Annotated in this window: 18 protein-coding genes; 16 read left to right on the forward strand and 2 right to left on the reverse strand. The window is 42.2% G+C overall.

Translation table 11 applies throughout. The annotated features are described in order from the left end of the window. Window positions 1–39 precede the first annotated feature (39 nt). From NRF22_RS01490 to topA, 11 genes are read left to right on the forward strand one after another with little or no spacing between them, the layout of a single operon-like run. Window positions 40–1,284 (forward strand): tetratricopeptide repeat protein, encoded by a 1,245-nt coding sequence (locus NRF22_RS01490; protein WP_263778883.1) that lies wholly within the window; start codon window positions 40–42, stop codon window positions 1,282–1,284. After that, window positions 1,281–2,480: a CCA tRNA nucleotidyltransferase gene (locus NRF22_RS01495; RefSeq protein ID WP_263778884.1), complete on the forward strand. Its 1,200-nt coding sequence runs from the start codon at window positions 1,281–1,283 to the stop codon at window positions 2,478–2,480. Before NRF22_RS01490 ends, NRF22_RS01495 begins: the two co-directional genes overlap by 4 nt. Beyond that, window positions 2,446–2,958: a dihydrofolate reductase gene (locus NRF22_RS01500; protein ID WP_263778886.1), complete on the forward strand. Its 513-nt coding sequence runs from the start codon at window positions 2,446–2,448 to the stop codon at window positions 2,956–2,958. Before NRF22_RS01495 ends, NRF22_RS01500 begins: the two co-directional genes overlap by 35 nt. 8 nt (window positions 2,959–2,966) lie before the next feature. Then, window positions 2,967–3,815 (forward strand): DegV family protein, encoded by an 849-nt coding sequence (locus tag NRF22_RS01505; RefSeq protein ID WP_263778887.1) that lies wholly within the window; start codon window positions 2,967–2,969, stop codon window positions 3,813–3,815. Window positions 3,816–3,872: 57 nt separating this feature from the next. Further along, entirely contained in the window at window positions 3,873–4,718 is an 846-nt protein-coding gene (locus tag NRF22_RS01510; protein ID WP_263779266.1) for a GDSL-type esterase/lipase family protein, read from the forward strand. Continuing rightward, a complete protein-coding gene (locus NRF22_RS01515; protein WP_263778889.1) occupies window positions 4,703–5,287 on the forward strand; it encodes a YpmS family protein in 585 nt (194 codons plus the stop codon). Before NRF22_RS01510 ends, NRF22_RS01515 begins: the two co-directional genes overlap by 16 nt. Further along, window positions 5,284–5,514, forward strand: coding sequence for a YozE family protein (locus NRF22_RS01520; protein ID WP_263778890.1), 231 nt, complete (start codon window positions 5,284–5,286; stop codon window positions 5,512–5,514). The genes NRF22_RS01515 and NRF22_RS01520 overlap by 4 nt, the downstream gene beginning before the upstream one ends. Further along, the gene (gene ylqF, locus NRF22_RS01525; protein WP_263778891.1) at window positions 5,511–6,359 is read left to right on the forward strand and encodes a ribosome biogenesis GTPase YlqF; all 849 of its coding nucleotides are present in this window, start codon (window positions 5,511–5,513) and stop codon (window positions 6,357–6,359) included. The genes NRF22_RS01520 and ylqF overlap by 4 nt, the downstream gene beginning before the upstream one ends. A gap of 4 nt (window positions 6,360–6,363) precedes the next feature. Further along, window positions 6,364–6,996 carry a ribonuclease HII gene (locus tag NRF22_RS01530; protein ID WP_263778892.1) on the forward strand — a complete coding sequence of 211 codons (633 nt, stop codon included), beginning with the start codon at window positions 6,364–6,366 and terminating at the stop codon, window positions 6,994–6,996. A gap of 25 nt (window positions 6,997–7,021) precedes the next feature. Next, the gene (gene dprA / locus NRF22_RS01535; protein ID WP_263778893.1) at window positions 7,022–7,909 is read left to right on the forward strand and encodes a DNA-processing protein DprA; all 888 of its coding nucleotides are present in this window, start codon (window positions 7,022–7,024) and stop codon (window positions 7,907–7,909) included. 35 nt (window positions 7,910–7,944) lie between these two features. Further along, window positions 7,945–9,966, forward strand: a complete 2,022-nt coding sequence (topA, locus tag NRF22_RS01540; RefSeq protein WP_263778894.1) for a type I DNA topoisomerase — start codon at window positions 7,945–7,947, stop codon at window positions 9,964–9,966. Between the two features lie 51 nt (window positions 9,967–10,017). On the opposite strand, the gene NRF22_RS01545 is transcribed toward topA, so the two are convergent. Further along, window positions 10,018–10,587 (reverse strand): hypothetical protein, encoded by a 570-nt coding sequence (locus NRF22_RS01545; protein ID WP_263778895.1) that lies wholly within the window; start codon window positions 10,585–10,587, stop codon window positions 10,018–10,020. Window positions 10,588–10,725: 138 nt separating this feature from the next. Between NRF22_RS01545 and xerC the strand changes: the two genes are divergently transcribed. After that, entirely contained in the window at window positions 10,726–11,649 is a 924-nt protein-coding gene (gene xerC / locus NRF22_RS01550; protein ID WP_263778896.1) for a tyrosine recombinase XerC, read from the forward strand. Then, window positions 11,642–12,529, forward strand: a complete 888-nt coding sequence (locus NRF22_RS01555; RefSeq protein WP_263778897.1) for an aldose 1-epimerase family protein — start codon at window positions 11,642–11,644, stop codon at window positions 12,527–12,529. Before xerC ends, NRF22_RS01555 begins: the two co-directional genes overlap by 8 nt. Here NRF22_RS01555 and plsY read toward each other — a convergent pair. Beyond that, window positions 12,512–13,132 carry a glycerol-3-phosphate 1-O-acyltransferase PlsY gene (gene plsY, locus NRF22_RS01560; RefSeq protein WP_263778898.1) on the reverse strand — a complete coding sequence of 207 codons (621 nt, stop codon included), beginning with the start codon at window positions 13,130–13,132 and terminating at the stop codon, window positions 12,512–12,514. The genes NRF22_RS01555 and plsY overlap by 18 nt on opposite strands. Before the next feature lie 80 nt (window positions 13,133–13,212). Here plsY and parE point away from each other — a divergent pair, with 80 nt between their 5' ends. Genes parE through NRF22_RS01575 form a run of 3 tightly spaced genes read left to right on the forward strand, consistent with a single transcriptional unit; the run spans window position 13,213 to window position 18,584 of the window. Further along, window positions 13,213–15,234 (forward strand): DNA topoisomerase IV subunit B, encoded by a 2,022-nt coding sequence (gene parE / locus NRF22_RS01565; protein ID WP_263778899.1) that lies wholly within the window; start codon window positions 13,213–13,215, stop codon window positions 15,232–15,234. Beyond that, window positions 15,234–17,663, forward strand: a complete 2,430-nt coding sequence (gene parC / locus NRF22_RS01570; RefSeq protein WP_263778900.1) for a DNA topoisomerase IV subunit A — start codon at window positions 15,234–15,236, stop codon at window positions 17,661–17,663. The genes parE and parC overlap by 1 nt, the downstream gene beginning before the upstream one ends. Further along, a complete protein-coding gene (locus tag NRF22_RS01575; RefSeq protein ID WP_263778901.1) occupies window positions 17,664–18,584 on the forward strand; it encodes a manganese-dependent inorganic pyrophosphatase in 921 nt (306 codons plus the stop codon). Window positions 18,585–18,587: the final 3 nt, after the last annotated feature.

The raw sequence follows: 18,587 nt of genomic DNA on the forward strand, positions 1-18,587 counted from the left end.
ACCAGCCGATCGGCTGGTTTTTTATTATAGAATTAATTTATGACAAATTTTTCCAAACAAATTTTAGACAATATCGCAAACGCCAAGTTTGATAACCGACCGCTCATGGAAAAAGCGCTGCAGACTGACTCGCTGGATACCTTGTCAGAGCTAACGAGCGAGCTGATTGAACAGGGTTTTACTGATGATGCACGTTTTGTTTTGGAAAATTTAAAACAAAATCACAGAGGTAACGATCAGATAAATTTAAATCTCGCAGAAATCTATATCGAAGACGGCGATGATGATCAGGCATTGACCCTGCTGGAACTGATTAATAAAAATAGTGATTTATATCTTTCAGCTCAAATTGATAAGGCGGATCTTTATGAATCAGAAGGCCTGACCGAATCCGCGGAGGGTGTTTTGTTGGATTTACAGACAACGAGCGACAATCCTTTGGTCCGTTTTGCTCTCGCGGAATTTTATGATGCCGAAGGAGAGAGCGGCAAATCGGTACAGTTATACGATTATCTGATCAATCAAGGACAAAATCAGATTGCCGACATTAATCTACATGCGCGCTTAGCAGTGGCGCTAACTTCGAATGGTGAATTTGAAGAGGCTATTTCTGAATTTGAAAAAATCGGTGTGAAAAATCTTTCTGCCAAAGAACTTAGCAATTTGGCCCAAGCTTATATGCAGACTAAAGAGCCCGATAAAGCAGAAGCTGTTTTAAAAGAGAATATGGAGAATGAGGAAGCAACTTTAGCTGATTATTTGAATCTCTCGGATATATATGAGCAGCGGGCAGATTATGAGCAGCAGATTCGTATACTGCAGTTGGCCAAATCCATCGATCCATATGATCTACAGACGCGTTTTCGCTTGGCTCTGGCACAAAGCCATTTGGGGCACTTTGATGACGCCGACAAAGAGCTGTCAGAAATCATTAAAAAAGACCCCTCAAAGACGGAAGCGATCAGTTTGTTAGCAAGCAACCTACTAGAGATAAAACGATACTCAGAGGTGATTTCTCTGCTAAATCAGCATCTGGAGGACGAAGAAATCGATCAGCATTATTTTTGGTATCTTGGTATGGCCTATTTCAACACAGACCAGCAGCAGCAGGCTGAAAAAAATCTCCTCCAGGTGTCGGACTATTTTGATGATCAGGCTGGTTTTTTGAAAGATGCTTTCTTTGTATTCAGAAATACTGATTTGCAGCGTTCTCAAAAGTTTTTGGCAAAATATCTAAAACTTGTTCCTGATGATTTTGATATGGAGAATTATTTAGCCGAATGAAACTTGAATTATCAGAAAAATTCAAACGAGCTGTCCCGGTTCTCGATGAATTAGAAAAACATGGCTACCAGGCTTTTTTTGTTGGCGGATCTGTTCGAGATGCCATTTTGGGACGTCTAATCAATGATATTGACATTACGACTGATGCGACCCCATCAGAGATGAAAGAAATCTTTAAAACGGCCGATCACTATGCGGGTGAAAAACACGGGACTGATCTTGTTTTTTTTCAGCATGAAAATTATGAAATCACGACTTTCCGAGTTGACGGTCAGTATTTGGATAATCGGCATCCAGACAAAGTCTTCTTTACTAGAAAATTAGTCGATGACCTTGCTAGACGAGATTTCACAATCAACGCATTTGCGATGAATCAGCAGGGTCAAGTGTTTGATTATTTTAACGGGCTCACCGATCTTGCAAATCAGACAATTAAAACCGTGGGAGAAGCTGACCAGCGATTCTCGGAAGATGCGCTCCGCATTCTGAGGGCATTTCGTTTTTCCAGCCAGCTTAATTTTGCTATTGACCCGTCAACTTTGGCTGCGGCAGGGGATATGAAAGCCAATCTTCAGACGATTGCAGTCGAGCGTATATACTCAGAATTCACAAAGCTTCTTTCCGGTACCAATCCGGGCCGATCACTATCGCAAATGTTTCAAATCGGCATCGTAAATTTTCTGCCAGGCCATCAACTGCTAGAGTCGGCTCAAGGTCTGTTTACCAACTATCCGGGCAGCGGACAGAGTGAAGATGCAGTTAATTGGGTAAAATTCATTTACCTCAGTCATTTAAAATCAAATAAATTAGCTCATTATCTCAAGCAATGGAAAATGAGCCGCCATTTGGAGACACAAATACTTGCTTCAATCAATTTTTTGTCCAAAAAAGATATTGATAATCTAGATCTCTATGAAATAGGCAAAACAATTCACATTGCACTGCGGGCGGTTCCTAGACCTGATTCTCAACAATTATTAGATCGTTTTGCGAATTTGCCCATGCACAAAGATAATGAGTTACAGCTGGATGGTCAAGATTTGATGACTTTAAAGATTCCAAAGGGTCCAGTCTATGGGCAAATTCTTTCCGATCTGAAGAATAAAGTTCTTTTGTCCGAAATTAAAAATACACGGGAAATTTTACTAGAAGAGGCATTACATGATTACAGCGATTTGGGCACAATCGAAAAATAACGTGATTGGCAATCAGGGAAAACTGCCTTGGTCGCTGCCGGATGATTTAAAATTCTTCAAACAGCAGACAACAGGCAAGGCAATTGTGATGGGGAGAAAAACTTTTGAGTCATTTGGTTCCAGGGCATTGCCAAATCGTTTGAATATTATCTTGACACATAACCAAAATTTCTCTGTGGCTGATGACAAAATCAAAATTGTGCATTCTCCCAAAGAGGCTATAGAGCTTGCCAAAAAAGCAAATCTGCCTTTATATGTGATTGGTGGTGCGGCTGTTTACCAGACTTTTTTAGAACAGACTGATTGTTTGCTTGTCACTCTGGTTAACACGGAAATTGCTGGAGATACCTTCGCGCCTCAAGTGGATCCCGAAATATTTTATTTAGCATCACAAAAGCATCATGATATTGATAACAAACATGCATATTCTTTTGATTTTCTAACGTATTTACGGAAAGAGGCATCTGATCAAGTATAATTTTCTATATGCCAATGATTAAAATTGTGACGGATTCATCTGCTGCATTAACAGATGAAGAAATACAAAAGTACGATATCAGCGTTGTGCCGCTTCAAGTAACAATTGATGATGAAAATTATTTAGAGGGTGTTGATATTACCCGCGAAGCGTTTTTCAAAAAAATGGAGACTGAAAAAAAGCTTCCTAAGTCAAGCCAACCAGCTGTTATTAATTTTTATGATGCTTACGAAAATATTTTAAATCGCTATCCCAGCGCTCAGATATTGAGTATTCACATGAGCCTGGGTTTATCAGGAACCGGCCAGACAGCTGCGGCCGTCGCCAAAGATTTTCCGGGGAAAGTTACTTTTTTGGACTCGCATTCGATTGATCGCGGTTTATCATTTCAGGTTTTGACAGCCGCAAAAATGGCCGAGGAAGGCAAAACAATTTCAGAAATCGAACAGGCGCTTGCGAAGATTAAGAACCAGACACGTATTTATCTCAGCCTAGAATCGTTGAAAAATTTGATTGCCGGTGGTCGGATCAGCCGTGCCAGCGGTTTAGTCGGTTCACTTTTAAATATCAAAGTCGGAATTGAATTTATCGATGATTCCATTAAGACGATTTCTAAGGGCCGAGGTGAAAAGTCCATCAATCAGTTTTTTGACCAGGTTATTGCAGGCATGCAGAAATTGCACAAAATTTCTGAAATTGGTATTTCACACGTCGATGCTGATATTAAAGCCAGCGAAATGGCCAAACGTTTGCACAATTTGTTTCCCGACACACCGATTGTGAAAATGGGCACCGCACCAATTATTGCGACGCATACCGGTATCGGCACACTTTGCATTCTGTATTATGGTGAGTAATTGCGGCATTTTTTAAAAATTTGTCTGGCTTTCTTTTTTGGAATTTTGGTCATTACAGTGTTGGGCTTTTTTTTCGTATCCAAAAATCAGACTGATAATTCAATACGCAGCAATGATAAGCAACATATTTTTGTCGTTTTTTTAGGTGACTCATTAACTTATGGTGTCGGCGATCAAGCTGGAGAACAAGGCTATACAGGCAGAACGATCAAATTATTGGAAAAGACTTTTCCAGAATATCGTTTCAGCTTCGAGAATTTTGGCAAACCTGGTGATCGATCAGATCAAATTTTAAAGCGCCTGAATGGTTCGGTTCAACAACAAGCAGCAGTCAAAAAAGCCGATGTGCTGGTTATGACAGTTGGTGGTAATGATTTAAGACAGCAATTTCTGCGATATGCGAATGCTGAGGACCCAAATAAACTGAGTCGAGACATTCAAAAGGGGCAGGAAAACTACGAGCAATCACTGTCTCGTTTGTTGAACCGCATCCATGATTTACGAACGCAAACGCCTTTGTTTCTATTTGGAAATTACAATCCGATCTTCGTGAATACTGCCAGCCGAAGTGATATTAATCAGGATGTTCAGGGCTATAATTCGATCAACAAAAAATTAGTTGAGTCGCAGCGGGATGGTCATTATCTCTCAGTTTTCCGGCAATTGACCTACGGTCAATATCAAAGCAGGACACAAATCAGGCAATTGGCTAAAGAGGACCGTATTTACAATGGGCAGTTGGCCAATCCGCTTCAGTCTGCTTTATTAAGGGGCAAAGATAAAATAAAAAATAATTACATTTCGTCTGCTGACCATTTTCACCCAAATAACTTGGGGTACGATTATATGTCAAAGACGCTATTTAATTCGATGCGAGATTATAATCAATGGCAAAAGAAGTAAAAAAAAGAAGAGGTGCCTGGTTTTGGGCTTTTTGGGTCTTATTACTGACACTGCTGCTATCAATCGTACTTGTTCTAACGGCACTTTTCCGTGCCGGAGATCAAAGCGGATTTTCAAGCCAGCCGCTTACACAAAGCCAGGCTAGTTTTGATGTTGTACTGACACGGACGCAGGTCAATGCTATTTCTGCGAAATTTTTAAAAGAGCAGAAAATCAAGAATTTATCTTTAGATGTTGGTACACAGCAGGCAGACCTCTATGGCAGTGTTAAATTTTTGGGAAGCAACATCAATGTTGGTGTTGCGTTCACTCCAAGCGTGGCAGCAGACGGCAGTATCCTTTTAAGAGCCAAAAGGCTGGTAGCTGGATCGATGCCTTTACCAATTTCTTTTGTATTGCGTTATATTGATTCAGCAGCCAATTTACCAAAGTTTGTGAACATCAATGCCACTAAGAAAACCATTAGAATTGATGTTAGCAGGATGAAGACTGGTAAACTTTTGGCTTTCAAAGCTAAAACAATCGATTTAAAGAAGGACAAAATTATTTTTCAAGGTGATCTAAAATGAGAAGTCGGAGTTTTTATCAATGGTTAATGACGCAAAGAAAGCCAGAGGACGCCGATGAAGTACAGGAATTTGCCAACGCGGCTTTTTATGATACGGCTTTTCCAAAACAATCACAGGATTTTGATGAGATTTCCAAATACCTGGAAGAAAATGGCAGTTATTTGATGAGTATGCAGATTTTCGACAAAGCGTGGCATCGTTTTTTGGCATCAGAGGAGGAATTATGACACAACAAATTCAATGGTTTCCCGGTCATATGGCCAAGACGATTCGTGAAATCGGCGAACAGATGAAGCTGGTTGATTTTAGTTTGGAAATTGTTGACGCTCGTGCGCCTGAATCAACACAAAACCCTCGGATTATGGATTCAATCTCTGTTAAACCGGTTTTTTTGATTTTAAATAAGATTGACTTGGCCGATGCTCGCCAGGTCCACAAATTCGTTGCTGCCAACAAAAACAAGTTTGCCGGCATTTTGACTACCGATGCAAAAATGGGCTTATTATCAAAAGACTTTCTTCGTCAGCTCAAAACGAATCCAATCTATGCCAAAATGGTTGAAAATAAAAAATCCGCCAGTCTAAAAGCGCTGGTTGTTGGAACACCAAACGTTGGAAAATCCACTTTTATCAATCATTTAGCTGGCAAAAATATCGCCCGTACGGCCAACACGCCAGGCGTGACGCGTTTTCTGTATTGGATTAGAACTAAATATGATCTTGATTTTTTGGATACACCAGGTCTATTATGGCCAAAATTCGAAAATCAGGAAATTGGCACCAAAATCGGCATTCTCGGCGGTATCAAAGATACGTTATTAGCGCCGGATGATTTGGCTCTGTGGTTGATTTCTTTTATCCAGAAAAATTATCCGACTGCTATTGCGACAAGGTACAAAATCAGTCATTTTCCACTTGATAATCCGATCGCTGCGCTCATGTCAATTACGAGTCAGCTAGGCATGCGCCAAGATTTTGAAAAAGCCAGCCTAAAAATTATTAATGATTTTCGTTCTGGCAAGTTTGGCCAAATTTCACTTGATTTTTACGGTGATGATTATATTGAGAATTGAGTAAATGAAGATAGCCGATATACGCGCTGATTTTCCAGCGCGTTTTCAATTTGAAAATGAATTAAGGATGGCTGGTTTTCCAATCATTGCCGGAATTGATGAAGTTGGCCGCGGTTGTGTTGCGGGGCCGGTGATTGCCTGTGCCTGCATTCTTCCGGCCGATTTTTCACTGTCCGAAACTTTTGACTCAAAGAGCCTCACTAAAATTAGGCGTCTTGCGATTGAAGCGGAGCTGAAAAAGTCGGTTTCGGACTTTGCATTTGGTGAGGTACCGGCCGCTGAAATTGATCGAATTAATATTTATCAAGCAGCTAGGCTGGCGATGAAAAAAGCTGTTTTGGCACTGCACACTGAACCATCCGCTTTAGTGATTGATGCAATGTCTGTCGATTTGCCCCTTAAACAAGTCAAAATCATCCATGGCGACCGATTATCTAATTCGATTGCAGCGGCTTCGATCCTTGCAAAGGGTCATAGAGACCAAATCATGGCCAAAATGGCTGAAAAATACCCTGGTTACGGTTTTGAACGTAATGTTGGGTATTTGACAAAGGAAGGCAGGAAAGCGCTTTTAGAGTACGGAATCACGCCAATACATAGAAAAACATTTGCACCAGTTTCAAATCTATTGAAATAAAACGTAATACATAGCAGGAGGCAACATGAAACTCAGAGAATACCTGCTGCTTTTGCATACTGTTTTAACGACGCCGAAGCAGGAACATTTTATTTATGACTATCTCGTTAATAATCAGATCGCGGAGAAAGATTTGCCGCTGGGGCGGGCCGAATTTACAGATTTATTAATGAAATATGACAACTATCATTTTTTGCAAACAACTGTCGTGAATGATTACATGACGTTAGCTGAAAAATTTGTGAATTTCAAAGAGAAATATGCACAATTACCATTTCTAGCCATTTGCGACCGGCAATATCCTCGACAATTGAGAGAATCCTACGAAGCACCTGTCATTCTGTTTTATCAAGGTGATCTTGCATATCTGTCTGCGCCTTTGCTGACGATTGTCGGCACTAGAACCATGTCGGACTACGGCCGAAAAACATTAGAGACATTTATTCCGGAATTAACTGCTGCCGGTGTCACAATCGTTTCGGGACTGGCAAAGGGCGTTGATGCTTATGCGCAACAGTTGGCAATAGCTGAAAATGGCAGGACTATCGCAGTGATCGGAAACGGTTTAGACATCTGTTATCCTGCTGAAAATCGCAGCCTGCAGCATCAAATCGGTGAAAAGGGGTTATTACTTTCGGAATATTTCCCGGAGGTCAGACCTAAACAACACCATTTCCCCGCTAGAAACCGTATTTTGGCAGCTTTGTCATCTGCAACCCTTGTCATCGAAGCACAAGAACGTTCCGGCAGCCTGATCACGGCCGCATATGCGACACAGGAAAATAGGAACGTACTAGCAGTCCCTGGCAACATTAATGGCGGCTGTTCTGCCGGAACTAATCAGCTAATTGCGGCTGGTGCGCGTCCCGCTTTAAAACTTGACGATATTTTAAATGAAATTATCTGTTACTAATTTAGATACTTGACAGCTAGTGTAGACTGATATTCGTGGCAACTAAAAAAACAAAAGCAAAAAAACTAGTCATCGTTGAAAGTCCGGCCAAGGCACGCACGATTGAGAATTATCTAGGCAAAGACTACGAGGTTTTGGCTTCAATGGGGCATATTCGTGATCTTCCTAAATCTCAGCTTGGCGTTGATACGAACAATAACTATGAACCGAGATATATTAATATTCGCGGCAAAGCGCCGCTGATCAATTCGTTGAAAAAAGCTGCTAAGGCTGCCTCTACCGTTTACGTGGCTTCTGACCCGGATCGTGAAGGCGAAGCAATTGCTTGGCATTTAGGACATATCCTTGGTCTTCCTGAGGATGGCAAGAATCGTGTCACTTTTAACGAAATCACAAAGCCTGCCGTTAAAGAGGCCTTTAAGCATCCCCGCAGTATCGAACATGATTTGGTTGATGCTCAGCAGGCGCGACGCGTCTTGGACCGTTTAGTCGGTTATTCGATCAGTCCGATCCTTTGGCAGAAAGTTAAACGTGGTTTATCAGCGGGTCGCGTGCAATCAGTTGCGCTGGGATTAATTCTCGATAAAGAGAAAGAGATTTCAGCATTCGTACCTGAGGAATATTGGAGTCTAGCGGCAATATTTAAAGCAGGCAGACAAGAATTTTCAGCTGATTTCTATGGTTTGAATGGCAAAAAAACCAAATTAGAAAGACAGTCTGCCGTCGCTGAAGTTCTCAAGCAGATTGATACAAAAAAAGATTTTGAAATTAGCGACCTGCAAACCAAAGAGTCGAAAAGGAATGCACCAAATCCGTTTACAACTTCAACTTTGCAGCAGACAGCTAACTCGCAGTTGAATTTTCATGCCCGGAAAACCATGCAGATTGCACAGGGCTTGTACGAAGGAATCAGTTTGCCGAAAATCGGTCACGTGGGCCTGATTACGTATATGCGTACCGATTCTACTCGCTTGTCGCAAACGGCACAGGAAATGGCGAAGGACTTCATTTTGGCGGAATTCGGTGAAAATTATTATCATCGCCATAACTTGGTCAAAAAATCAGATTCGATTCAGGATGCCCACGAAGCTGTCCGGCCGACAGATGTTAAGCGCACGCCGGAGTCTTTGAAAACGATTCTCACGCGCGACCAATACCGCCTTTACAATCTTATCTGGTCACGCTTTGTCGCTAGCCAAATGAGCGAACAAAAACTTGAAAATCAATCACTTATGATTGTCCAAAAACAAGCAACATGGCGAGCAACTGGCATTAAGGTTCTATTTGACGGCTGGACGAAAGTGATGAAGACGTCATCGACGAAAAATAATATTCTGCCAGCTTTAAAAATCGGTGATCACGTTCAAATGGTTTCCAATCTGCCTGAACAGCACTTTACTCAGCCACCGGCGAGATATACTGAAGCAACTTTGATTCGCGCTCTAGAGGAACTTGGCGTCGGCCGTCCTTCGACTTATGCGCCAACAATGGATACGCTGCAAAGGCGCGGTTATATTGGTTTTGATCAGAAGAAAATTGTGCCGACCGATTTGGGTGACATCGTTCAAGGTGTGGTCGTTAAATCTTTTCCAGAAGTGACTGATAAAAAATTCACCTCCAAGATTGAGAGCGAGTTGGATAAAGTCGAGACTGGCAGTGCAAAATGGCAAAAAGTGATTGATGAATTCTATCGACCCTTCAGTAAAGAAGTTGATGCAGCTGTTGAAAACTTAGAAAAAGTCCCAATCTATGACCGGATCGCGCCGGAATTGTGTGATAACTGCGGCGGTTTGATGGTCATTCGGCGATCAAGGCGAGGCGAGTTTTATGCTTGTGCACGTTTTCCTGATTGTCATGGCACTAAATCGATTGTTGAACAAATTGGCATGAAATGTCCGAAATGCGGTATTGGCGATGTGGTCGTCAAACACACAAAACGCGGACGTGTCTTTTATGGTTGTTCACGTTATCCGGAATGCGACTTTGCCAGCTGGACAAAACCAAAACCGGCTGAAGATAGTGATGACACACAGACAGAAGTAAAAAGCAGTAATTAAAAACCTTTCATTTTTAAATGAGAGGTTTTTTCTAGCAGACATGGTGCGTGATCACCAGTTGCTGTTTACAAAGGCTTGTGTCGCAGTAATGACAACATAGATCGTCAAGCCTGTAAACAAAGTGACAACTAAAATCCTGATCGGGTGTCGTGCTGCCCTTGCTACTGGCTGCATCATATTTTGATTGACAAATGAATCAAGGATTGACAATTGTTTTTTGACTGCCGGTTCAAGTTGGATGGCAAGGTGTTTTTCGATTAGGGCGAGTGTGCTGCTCAATGCTTTTGTGTGGACTGAAGCCCAAGAGGCAAAGAGATTAATTTGTCTAGCGATATTTGCCAGACTGTTTTTAAAATATCCCGATCTTGCCCAAAAGGCTGAAAAACTCGTGACAGTCATCGGTAGGGCTGCAAAAGCTGGCGCAGATACCTGGGTAGCGGCAGCTAATTGTGCATTATGTTTCATCCGATCCGTAAAATTCACTTGTGCGATCAGGCAATGGTCATATAGGTCAACCGTCTTTTGCCGAAAAAAATGCAGCTTTTTAAGTGCGCTATTTTTCCACAATTCGCTGCTTAAACGAATGTTTTCTACTGGATTAATTGATGAAATTTCTGTCATGATTAAGCCTCTAACAGAATCTTATCGGTGTATGTCCAATCCATAAAGGCCAATTAAAAACGCTTAATGACTTTTACTAATTCATAAGATAACGGGACAAAAACGCACAATAACAAACTGGCATTTATAATAGTCTCAATGACGGATTATGCAGAACAAATGACGCTTTACCGCGACTATCTATTGTCAGAACGTCAATATTCAAAGAAAACCGCACAGGCTTATCTTTCTGATATTCAAGAATTTGTCCATTTTTTTGATCAAAATGGGGGATTTAAGCAGTTTTCCAAGATCGATAGATTTGATGTCCGTATTTTTTTGAATCACTTGTATGAAATGCATCTTGCTAAAAGCACAATCGCACGAAAGATATCAAGTCTGCGCACATTTTACGGTTTTTTACTCGATAATGATTTTCTAACTCAAAATCCCTTTTTTGGAATTGAATTTAGATCAAAAAATAAAAAACTGCCTCAATTCCTTTACCCCAATGAAATATTGGATTACTTGCGCAGTGCCGGCAGTCCCAAGGATTCGCAGCATTTGCGGGATCTGGCATTGGTAGAACTTTTATATGCGAGCGGCATGCGAATCTTTGAGCTGACGAATTTGACATTTTCGCAAATTGATTTGGCAAATCGCATGCTGAATATTATCGGAAAAGGGAACAAACAACGGATTATTCCTTTTGGAAAGCCGGCCGCTCAAGCGCTTCAAAAATATTTTCCCTGGCGGCAGGAACAAATGGCAAGATTCGGCCAGCAGCACGATTTTGTCTTCATTAATACTCGAGGCCGGCAGATGACTGAAACGGGTGCTGAATATATTCTCAAACAAATTTCTCAAAGATCGACACTTACCGGCTCAGTTCATCCCCACATGCTGCGCCATTCCTTTGCAACGCATATGTTGAACAATGGTGCTGATATCCGAACTGTCCAAGAGCTGCTGGGGCATGCTAGCCTGTCGACAACACAAATCTATACACACATCACGACAAAAAACCTGCAGGAAAGCTACGAAAAATTTTTCGATCGGGCTAAAATAAAACATGATGACTGAATATAAACTATCTAACAATTTTCTCAAGGTGACAATTTCCTCGGCTGGTGCCGAAGTCACTTCCGTCAAAGCTGCCAATGGCGGTTACGAGTATTTATGGCAGGCAGATCCAAAAGTTTGGAAGCGGCACGCACCTATTTTGTTTCCAATCGTTGGGCGTCTTCAAGATGACAGCTACCTTTATGAAGGCAAACGATATCATATGTCCCAGCATGGTTTTGCTCGTGATTTTGACTGGCAGCTTGTAGCGCAAGACGATGAAAGTTTAACTTTAGGTTTTCAATCGAACCCCGAAACATTGGTAAAATATCCCTTTGATTTTGCACTGGAAGCTCATTATGAGCTGGTGGGTTTTCAGTTGCGAGTCTCTTATCAGGTCGCTAATCGCAGTGACCGCCTCATGCCTTTTTCTATTGGCGGGCATCCTGCCTTCAATGCCGATTTCAACGATGCACAGACAAGTGTGACCGCTAATGAGCAGACCTTTACACGTTACGTATTGGCTGGCAATTATTTGAATCCTCAGCCGATTGGCAAATTTAGTTTTTCATCCGTTCACAAAATTCAAAGATCCGATTTCATTAATGACGCGATCATTTTAAAAGCCGATAAACCTTATACCGAGTTGTTTTTACAGGCAAATATGAAAAAAGAGGATCCAAGCCAAAGAAGTGTGCGGATCGCCGTTGCGGCTGAAAATGTTGATTTCTTCGGAATATGGTCAAAAAGTTCACAAGGAGCGAATTTTGTGGCTTTGGAACCATGGTGGGGAGTGGCAGACACAACTGACAGTGATCAGCAGATTGATCACAAGTTAGCAATCAAAAAACTGCCAGCAGGTGAAAAACAGCTTTTCCATTATTCAATGAGTTTTCTTTGATGACCAGTAGGGGAAACCGAAGGGTATTTTAGATTCAGTCCCGCATTTGATGCGTTTGATATTTTCCCGATGTGCATAAATTGTGACAGCACAGGCAATCACACAAATAACTGATAGAAACAGATCGCCAATAAAAAACGAATAAACTGTGCCTAGAACAAAACTCGTGATTGATGCAAGGCTCATGGTTGACGTCAGCAGGAGTGTGAGAAGCAAAATCACAGCGCAGACCAGTAGGAACTGCCAATTATAGCCCAACATAACGCCTGCAGTCGTCGCGACGGCCTTGCCACCATGAAAATGCATAAAGATAGAAAAACAGTGTCCCAGAACTGCAACGAGACCGAAAATTAACGGATTGACGTCATGAAAACCCAGCATCCCTGGCAATAAAGTCGCAATAGTTCCCTTTGCGATGTCTAAAATCATAACAACGATGCCAGCTTTGATTCCTAAAGTACGGAAGGCGTTTGTTGTCCCAATATTTCCGGATCCCATATCGCGGATGTCCTCATGATAAAAAATTTTTCCAATCCAATAGCCGGACATGATAGAACCAATCAAATAGGCTGGGATTATATAGATTATTGCTTTGAAAATCACTCAATAAGTATAGCGTGCTTTTTGTTTGACTTGCAAAAAATAACTCAAATAGTGTATCTTTACAAACTGATAGCGAATGAATGTTCGCACGGGTGGCTATGACGCAAAAAAACACAAACACATACGACGAATCAGATATTAAAATTTTAGAGGGCCTAGAGGCTGTTCGTGTCCGGCCCGGTATGTATATCGGCTCGACTGACAGCCGAGGCCTGCATCATTTAGTATGGGAAATTGTTGACAACGCTGTTGATGAAATCCTGGCTGGTTTTGGCGACAGTATTCAAGTCACAATACATAAGGACAATTCGATCACGGTTGTTGATCACGGTCGTGGTATGCCAGTGGGGATGCATGCATCGGGCAAGCCGACACCCGAAGTCATTTTGACTGTTTTGCATGCTGGCGGAAAATTCGGCCAAGGCGGCTACAAAACATCCGGCGGCCTGCATGGCGTCGGTTCTTCTGTCGTGAATGCCTTATCTGAAAGTCTCACCGTGGAAATTAATCGTGATGGCTACAAGTATCGTGAACACTTTATTAATGGCGGGCATCCGGACGGCAGCCTGAAAAAGATTGGTAAAACACGCGACCAGACCGGCACGACAATCACTTTCAAACCAGATCCAAAGATTTTTTCGACAACCACATACAAGTTTCAAACAATTTCTGACCGTTTGCGCGAGTCAGCTTTTTTGCTAAAGGGTATCCGTATCGTTCTGACTGATGAACGAACAGAGCCAGCAACGGTAGAAGAATTCTGCTATAAGGACGGTATTAAAGAATTTGTCAGTTATTTAAATGAAGGAAAGTCGGTTATCGGCAACATGATGTATTTCGATGGCAGCCAGCAAGGAATCGAAGTCGAAGTTGCTGCTCAATATAATGATGGTTATTCCGAAACACTGCTTTCTTTTGTCAATAATGTCCACACACCGGATGGCGGAACTCATGAGACTGGTTTTAGAACAGCTTGGACAAAAGCTTTTAATGACTACGCCCGTAAAATTGGTCTTTTAAAAGAAAAAGATGCCAATTTCGAAGGCTCGGACGTCCGTGAAGGGCTTGCAGTCGTGATTAATCTTCGTATCCCTGAAGATATTTTACAATTTGAAGGTCAGACCAAAGAGAAATTAGGCACGATGGAAGCCCGCTCGGCCGTTGATTCTGTGTTATCTGAACAATTAGGCCGTTATCTGATGGAGAACGGCGATTTTGCTCAAAATCTCGTCCGAAAAGCGCTGCGTGCTCGTGAAGCTAGACAAGCTGCACGAAAAGCACGTGATGAATCACGCAGCGGCAAAAAGAAAAAAGGCAAGGAACATTTGCTGTCTGGTAAATTAACACCTGCTCAATCTAAAGATGCCTCTAAAAACGAACTTTTTCTCGTCGAAGGAGATTCAGCCGGCGGTTCAGCCAAACAAGGACGGGCTCGTAAATTTCAGGCCGTGCTGCCTTTAAGAGGTAAAGTTCTGAATACAGAAAAAGCCAGTCTGGATGAATTGCTGAAGAATGAAGAAATCAGCACAATGATTTACACAATCGGTGCGGGTGTCGGGTCTGATTTCAGTTTGAAAGACGCCGCCTATAATAAAGTGATTATTATGACCGATGCCGATGATGATGGTGCTCATATTCAGACCCTACTACTGACTTTCTTTTATAAATATATGCGGCCGCTTGTCGAAGCTGGCCGTGTTTACATTGCGCTGCCGCCTTTATATAAAGTCACAGCCGGTAGTGGCAAACGCAAAACTGAAGATTTTGCCTGGACCAACGAACAATTAGCCGGCCTGACAAAAAAAGCTGCCCGTGGTTATGCAATCACACGTTATAAAGGATTAGGCGAAATGGATGCCAGCCTGCTTTGGGAAACAACAATGGATCCTGACCATCGTACCTTGATCCGTGTCAGGATTGAAGATGCTGCTTTAGCTGAAAAGCGGGTCACGGTGTTAATGGGAGACCAAGTAGCACCGAGAAGAAAATGGATTGAAGATAATGTCGCTTTTTCTTTGGACGAAGCTGGGTCAATTCTAGATACAGTCAATGGCAACGATGGAACCTACCACCCGGAGCTTAACGAAAAGGAGCCTATTTAATGGCAGATGAAAGCCGAATTCAAGAATTAAGCCTCGAAGATGTCATGGGCGAACGCTTCGGCCGTTATTCCAAATACATTATTCAAGAACGTGCCTTACCCGACATCCGCGATGGCTTAAAACCAGTCCAGCGGCGAATTTTGTTTGCCATGAATGAGGATGGCAACACCTTTGAGCATGCTTATCGAAAATCTGCTAAGGCCGTCGGCAACGTGATGGGTAATTATCATCCCCACGGTGATTCGTCAATTTATGATGCTTTGGTCCGTATGAGTCAAAGCTGGAAAATGCGCGAACCTTTAATCGACATGAACGGTAATAATGGGTCAATCGATAATGACCCGCCAGCCGCTATGCGTTATACCGAGGCACGTTTATCTAAAATTGCTGGCGAAATGCTGTCTGACTTGGATCGGCAGGCCGTCGATATGGTCTTAAATTTTGATGATACGCGCTACGAGCCGACTGTTTTGCCCAGTCGTGTCCCAAATCTGCTGGTCAATGGCGCTTCTGGTATCTCTGCGGGCTATGCAACGGAAATTCCACCACACAATTTAGGCGAAATCATCAGTGCTTTGATTTATTTACTGGCGCATCCCGCAGCTTCGTTGGAAGATTTAATGCAATTTGTCAAGGGTCCCGATTTCCCGACTGGCGGAATTATTCAGGGCTTGGACGGGATTAAAGATGCCTATACAACCGGCCATGGCAAAATTTATATTCGTGCTCGGACCGAGATCAAAAAATTGAAAGCCAGCAAACAGCAGATTGAAATTACCGAATTGCCCTACGAAGTCAACAAATCGGCATTAGTCGCTAAAATTGATGAAATCCGCGTCAACAAAGATGTCAATGGCATTAGCGAGGTCCGTGATGATACCAGTCGAGAAGGACTTTTAATTGTCATTGAATTGGCCAAGGATGCTGATGCGAACGGCATTTTAAACTACTTGTTTAAGAAAACCGATTTGCAGGTTGCTTATAACTTTAATATGACAGCTATTGCGCATCAGCGCCCTGTCTCTGTTGGATTAAAACAGGCTTTGGCGGCTTTTCTAGAATTTCGAAAAGAGGTTATCTATCGCCGGACTGATTTTGATCTGAAAAAGGCCCAGACACGGCAGCATATTGTCGAAGGTCTGATCAAAATGCTGAGTATTTTGGATGAAGTCGTGGCCACAATTCGTGCTTCAGAAAGCCGCAAAGACGCTAAAGATAATCTAGTTAAAAAATTCGATTTTTCTCAGGCTCAAGCGGAAGCAATTGTCACTTTGCAGCTTTATCGTTTAACAAATACTGATGTGACGGCTTTGCAGCAGGAACACGATCAACTAACTGAGCAGATCAACGAGTTTAATCTGATCTTAAATGAACCGCGCGAACTCAATAAAGTTCTGAAAAAAGAGCTGCAGGAGATCGATAAAAGCTATAGCAATCCGCGAAAGAGTGAAGTTCAAGCAGAAGTTGCACAGCTCAAAATCAAGACCTCGGTTATGATTGCTGATGAAGATGTCGTGGTTCAAATCACAAAGAACGGTTATGCCAAACGTGCTTCCTTTCGTTCTTACAAGGCAAGTGATGAAAATGGACTGACTGATGACGATTATGCTGTTTACCTGGCTAAAGTAAATACCTTGAGTCATTTATTCATTTTCACGAATAAGGGCAACATGATTTACCGGCCGGTGCATGAATTAGCCGATACGAAGTGGAAAGACGTTGGCGAGCATCTTTCTCAAGAAATTTCCGGCCTTGCTCCCGATGAAAACATCGTCCAGGTTTTCGATTTGCCTGATCTAAAAGGGCAGGGCAGCTTTGTTTTGACCAGCAGCGATGCCTTTATCAAACAGGTCAGCCAGCAAGATCTTCTCCCGACCAAATACTATAGAAAGCGTGCCAGCAAGGCCATAACGATCAAAGGCGATAATAAACTCGTTTCGGTTCAATTAGCTGCGACACAGGATTTCTTAGCAATCATGGCCAGCCAAAAAGGTTATCTTTATAAGTTCCCGTTGAGTGAAATAGCATTTATGACTGCTAAATCCAGCGGCGGCAAACCTGCCAAGATTAGTAAAAAAGATTCAATTATGGCAATGACACTGATATCTGGCTCTGATCTCCTGGCTTTGATGAATGACAGAGGCCAGCTGAAAATTCTAAATCCCTTGGAAATTCCGATTTCTACAAGCGATACAGTTCAGCGTGCTGAAACGATTTTCATGTCAGACGACTTAATCGCTGGTATGGCAGCAATTGCTGATAAGGGCAAAACACAGCTGCAGGCGCTTACGTCCGACAATCAGGTCATTGATTTCTTTGCAAATGCCGATAACTTGGGCGGATTAGACGATGACTTTAAAAGAAAAGTCAAAGTCGAAAAAAATAGTATGATTATAAAAGTGAGATTAAAACAAGAGGTTATAGATTAAATGGCGAAAGAATTAGTTTTTGGGCATCAGAATCCTGATACAGATGCAATTGCAGCCGCGATTGCAGCATCTTATTACTTGAATAAAAAAGGGATGGACACAGAGGCTGTCGCACTTGGCAAACCTAACGACGAAACAAAATTCGCTCTGGATTACTTTGAGGTACAAGCACCACGTGTGATTGAAAAGGCTGACACCAAAGAAGTTGTCTTAGTTGATCATAATGAGGCAGCACAATCAGTTTCTAATATTGCTGATCTGACAGTCACACATGTCTTTGACCACCATAAGATTGATTTCAAGACGAGCGCACCGCTGTTTTATCATGCTGAAGCACTCGGTTCCACATCGACGATTCTGTTCACTTTCTTTGAGAGAGATGGGATTGAGATTCCAAAGCCTATTGCAGGTATGATGCTGTCAGCTTTAATTTCAGACACTTTGCTGCTGAAGAGCCCGACAACGACGGATGTTGACCGCAATGTTATTGGCAAGCTGGCTGCTCGGGCAGGTGTTTCAGATATTGATGATTTTGGTATTCACTTATTAAAGGCGGGCACAAATCTTTCTAAGAAGACCGATAAAGAATTAATAGATAGCGATGCCAAAAGCTTTGAGCTAGCTGGCAAGACGCTGAGAATCGGCCAAGTAAACACAGTTGATATTCCAGAAGTCCTGACACGCAAGGACGGCATTAAAAAGGAAATTGAAGCTGAGATTGCTAGTGATGGTTACAACGGCTTTCTGTTTGTTATCACAGATATTCTGAATTCAAACTCCAAAGCACTTTATTATGGTTCGGATGAAGATAAAATTGCTGCCGCCTTTGGTCAGACACTCACGGCCAATTCATTGGATCTTCCTGGTGTCGTTTCACGGAAGAAACAAGTCGTACCACCGATCACCGAGCAGTTCAAATAAGCA

Source organism: Oenococcus kitaharae, from assembly GCF_025758695.1.
Taxonomy (GTDB): Bacteria; Bacillota; Bacilli; order Lactobacillales; family Lactobacillaceae; genus Oenococcus; species Oenococcus kitaharae_A.

What these genes read in the sequence shown, in the direction of transcription:
- NRF22_RS01490 (WP_263778883.1), top strand. Translation starts at nt 40, where the DNA reads ATGACAAATTTTTCCAAACAAATTTTAGACAATATCGCAAACGCCAAG.
- NRF22_RS01495 (WP_263778884.1), top strand. Translation starts at nt 1,281, where the DNA reads ATGAAACTTGAATTATCAGAAAAATTCAAACGAGCTGTCCCGGTTCTC.
- NRF22_RS01500 (WP_263778886.1), top strand. Translation starts at nt 2,446, where the DNA reads ATGATTACAGCGATTTGGGCACAATCGAAAAATAACGTGATTGGCAAT.
- NRF22_RS01505 (WP_263778887.1), top strand. Translation starts at nt 2,967, where the DNA reads ATGCCAATGATTAAAATTGTGACGGATTCATCTGCTGCATTAACAGAT.
- NRF22_RS01515 (WP_263778889.1), top strand. Translation starts at nt 4,703, where the DNA reads ATGGCAAAAGAAGTAAAAAAAAGAAGAGGTGCCTGGTTTTGGGCTTTT.
- NRF22_RS01520 (WP_263778890.1), top strand. Translation starts at nt 5,284, where the DNA reads ATGAGAAGTCGGAGTTTTTATCAATGGTTAATGACGCAAAGAAAGCCA.
- ylqF (WP_263778891.1), top strand. Translation starts at nt 5,511, where the DNA reads ATGACACAACAAATTCAATGGTTTCCCGGTCATATGGCCAAGACGATT.
- NRF22_RS01530 (WP_263778892.1), top strand. Translation starts at nt 6,364, where the DNA reads ATGAAGATAGCCGATATACGCGCTGATTTTCCAGCGCGTTTTCAATTT.
- dprA (WP_263778893.1), top strand. Translation starts at nt 7,022, where the DNA reads ATGAAACTCAGAGAATACCTGCTGCTTTTGCATACTGTTTTAACGACG.
- NRF22_RS01545 (WP_263778895.1), bottom strand. Translation starts at nt 10,587, where the DNA reads ATGACAGAAATTTCATCAATTAATCCAGTAGAAAACATTCGTTTAAGC.
- xerC (WP_263778896.1), top strand. Translation starts at nt 10,726, where the DNA reads ATGACGGATTATGCAGAACAAATGACGCTTTACCGCGACTATCTATTG.
- NRF22_RS01555 (WP_263778897.1), top strand. Translation starts at nt 11,642, where the DNA reads ATGACTGAATATAAACTATCTAACAATTTTCTCAAGGTGACAATTTCC.
- parE (WP_263778899.1), top strand. Translation starts at nt 13,213, where the DNA reads ATGTTCGCACGGGTGGCTATGACGCAAAAAAACACAAACACATACGAC.
- parC (WP_263778900.1), top strand. Translation starts at nt 15,234, where the DNA reads ATGGCAGATGAAAGCCGAATTCAAGAATTAAGCCTCGAAGATGTCATG.
- NRF22_RS01575 (WP_263778901.1), top strand. Translation starts at nt 17,664, where the DNA reads ATGGCGAAAGAATTAGTTTTTGGGCATCAGAATCCTGATACAGATGCA.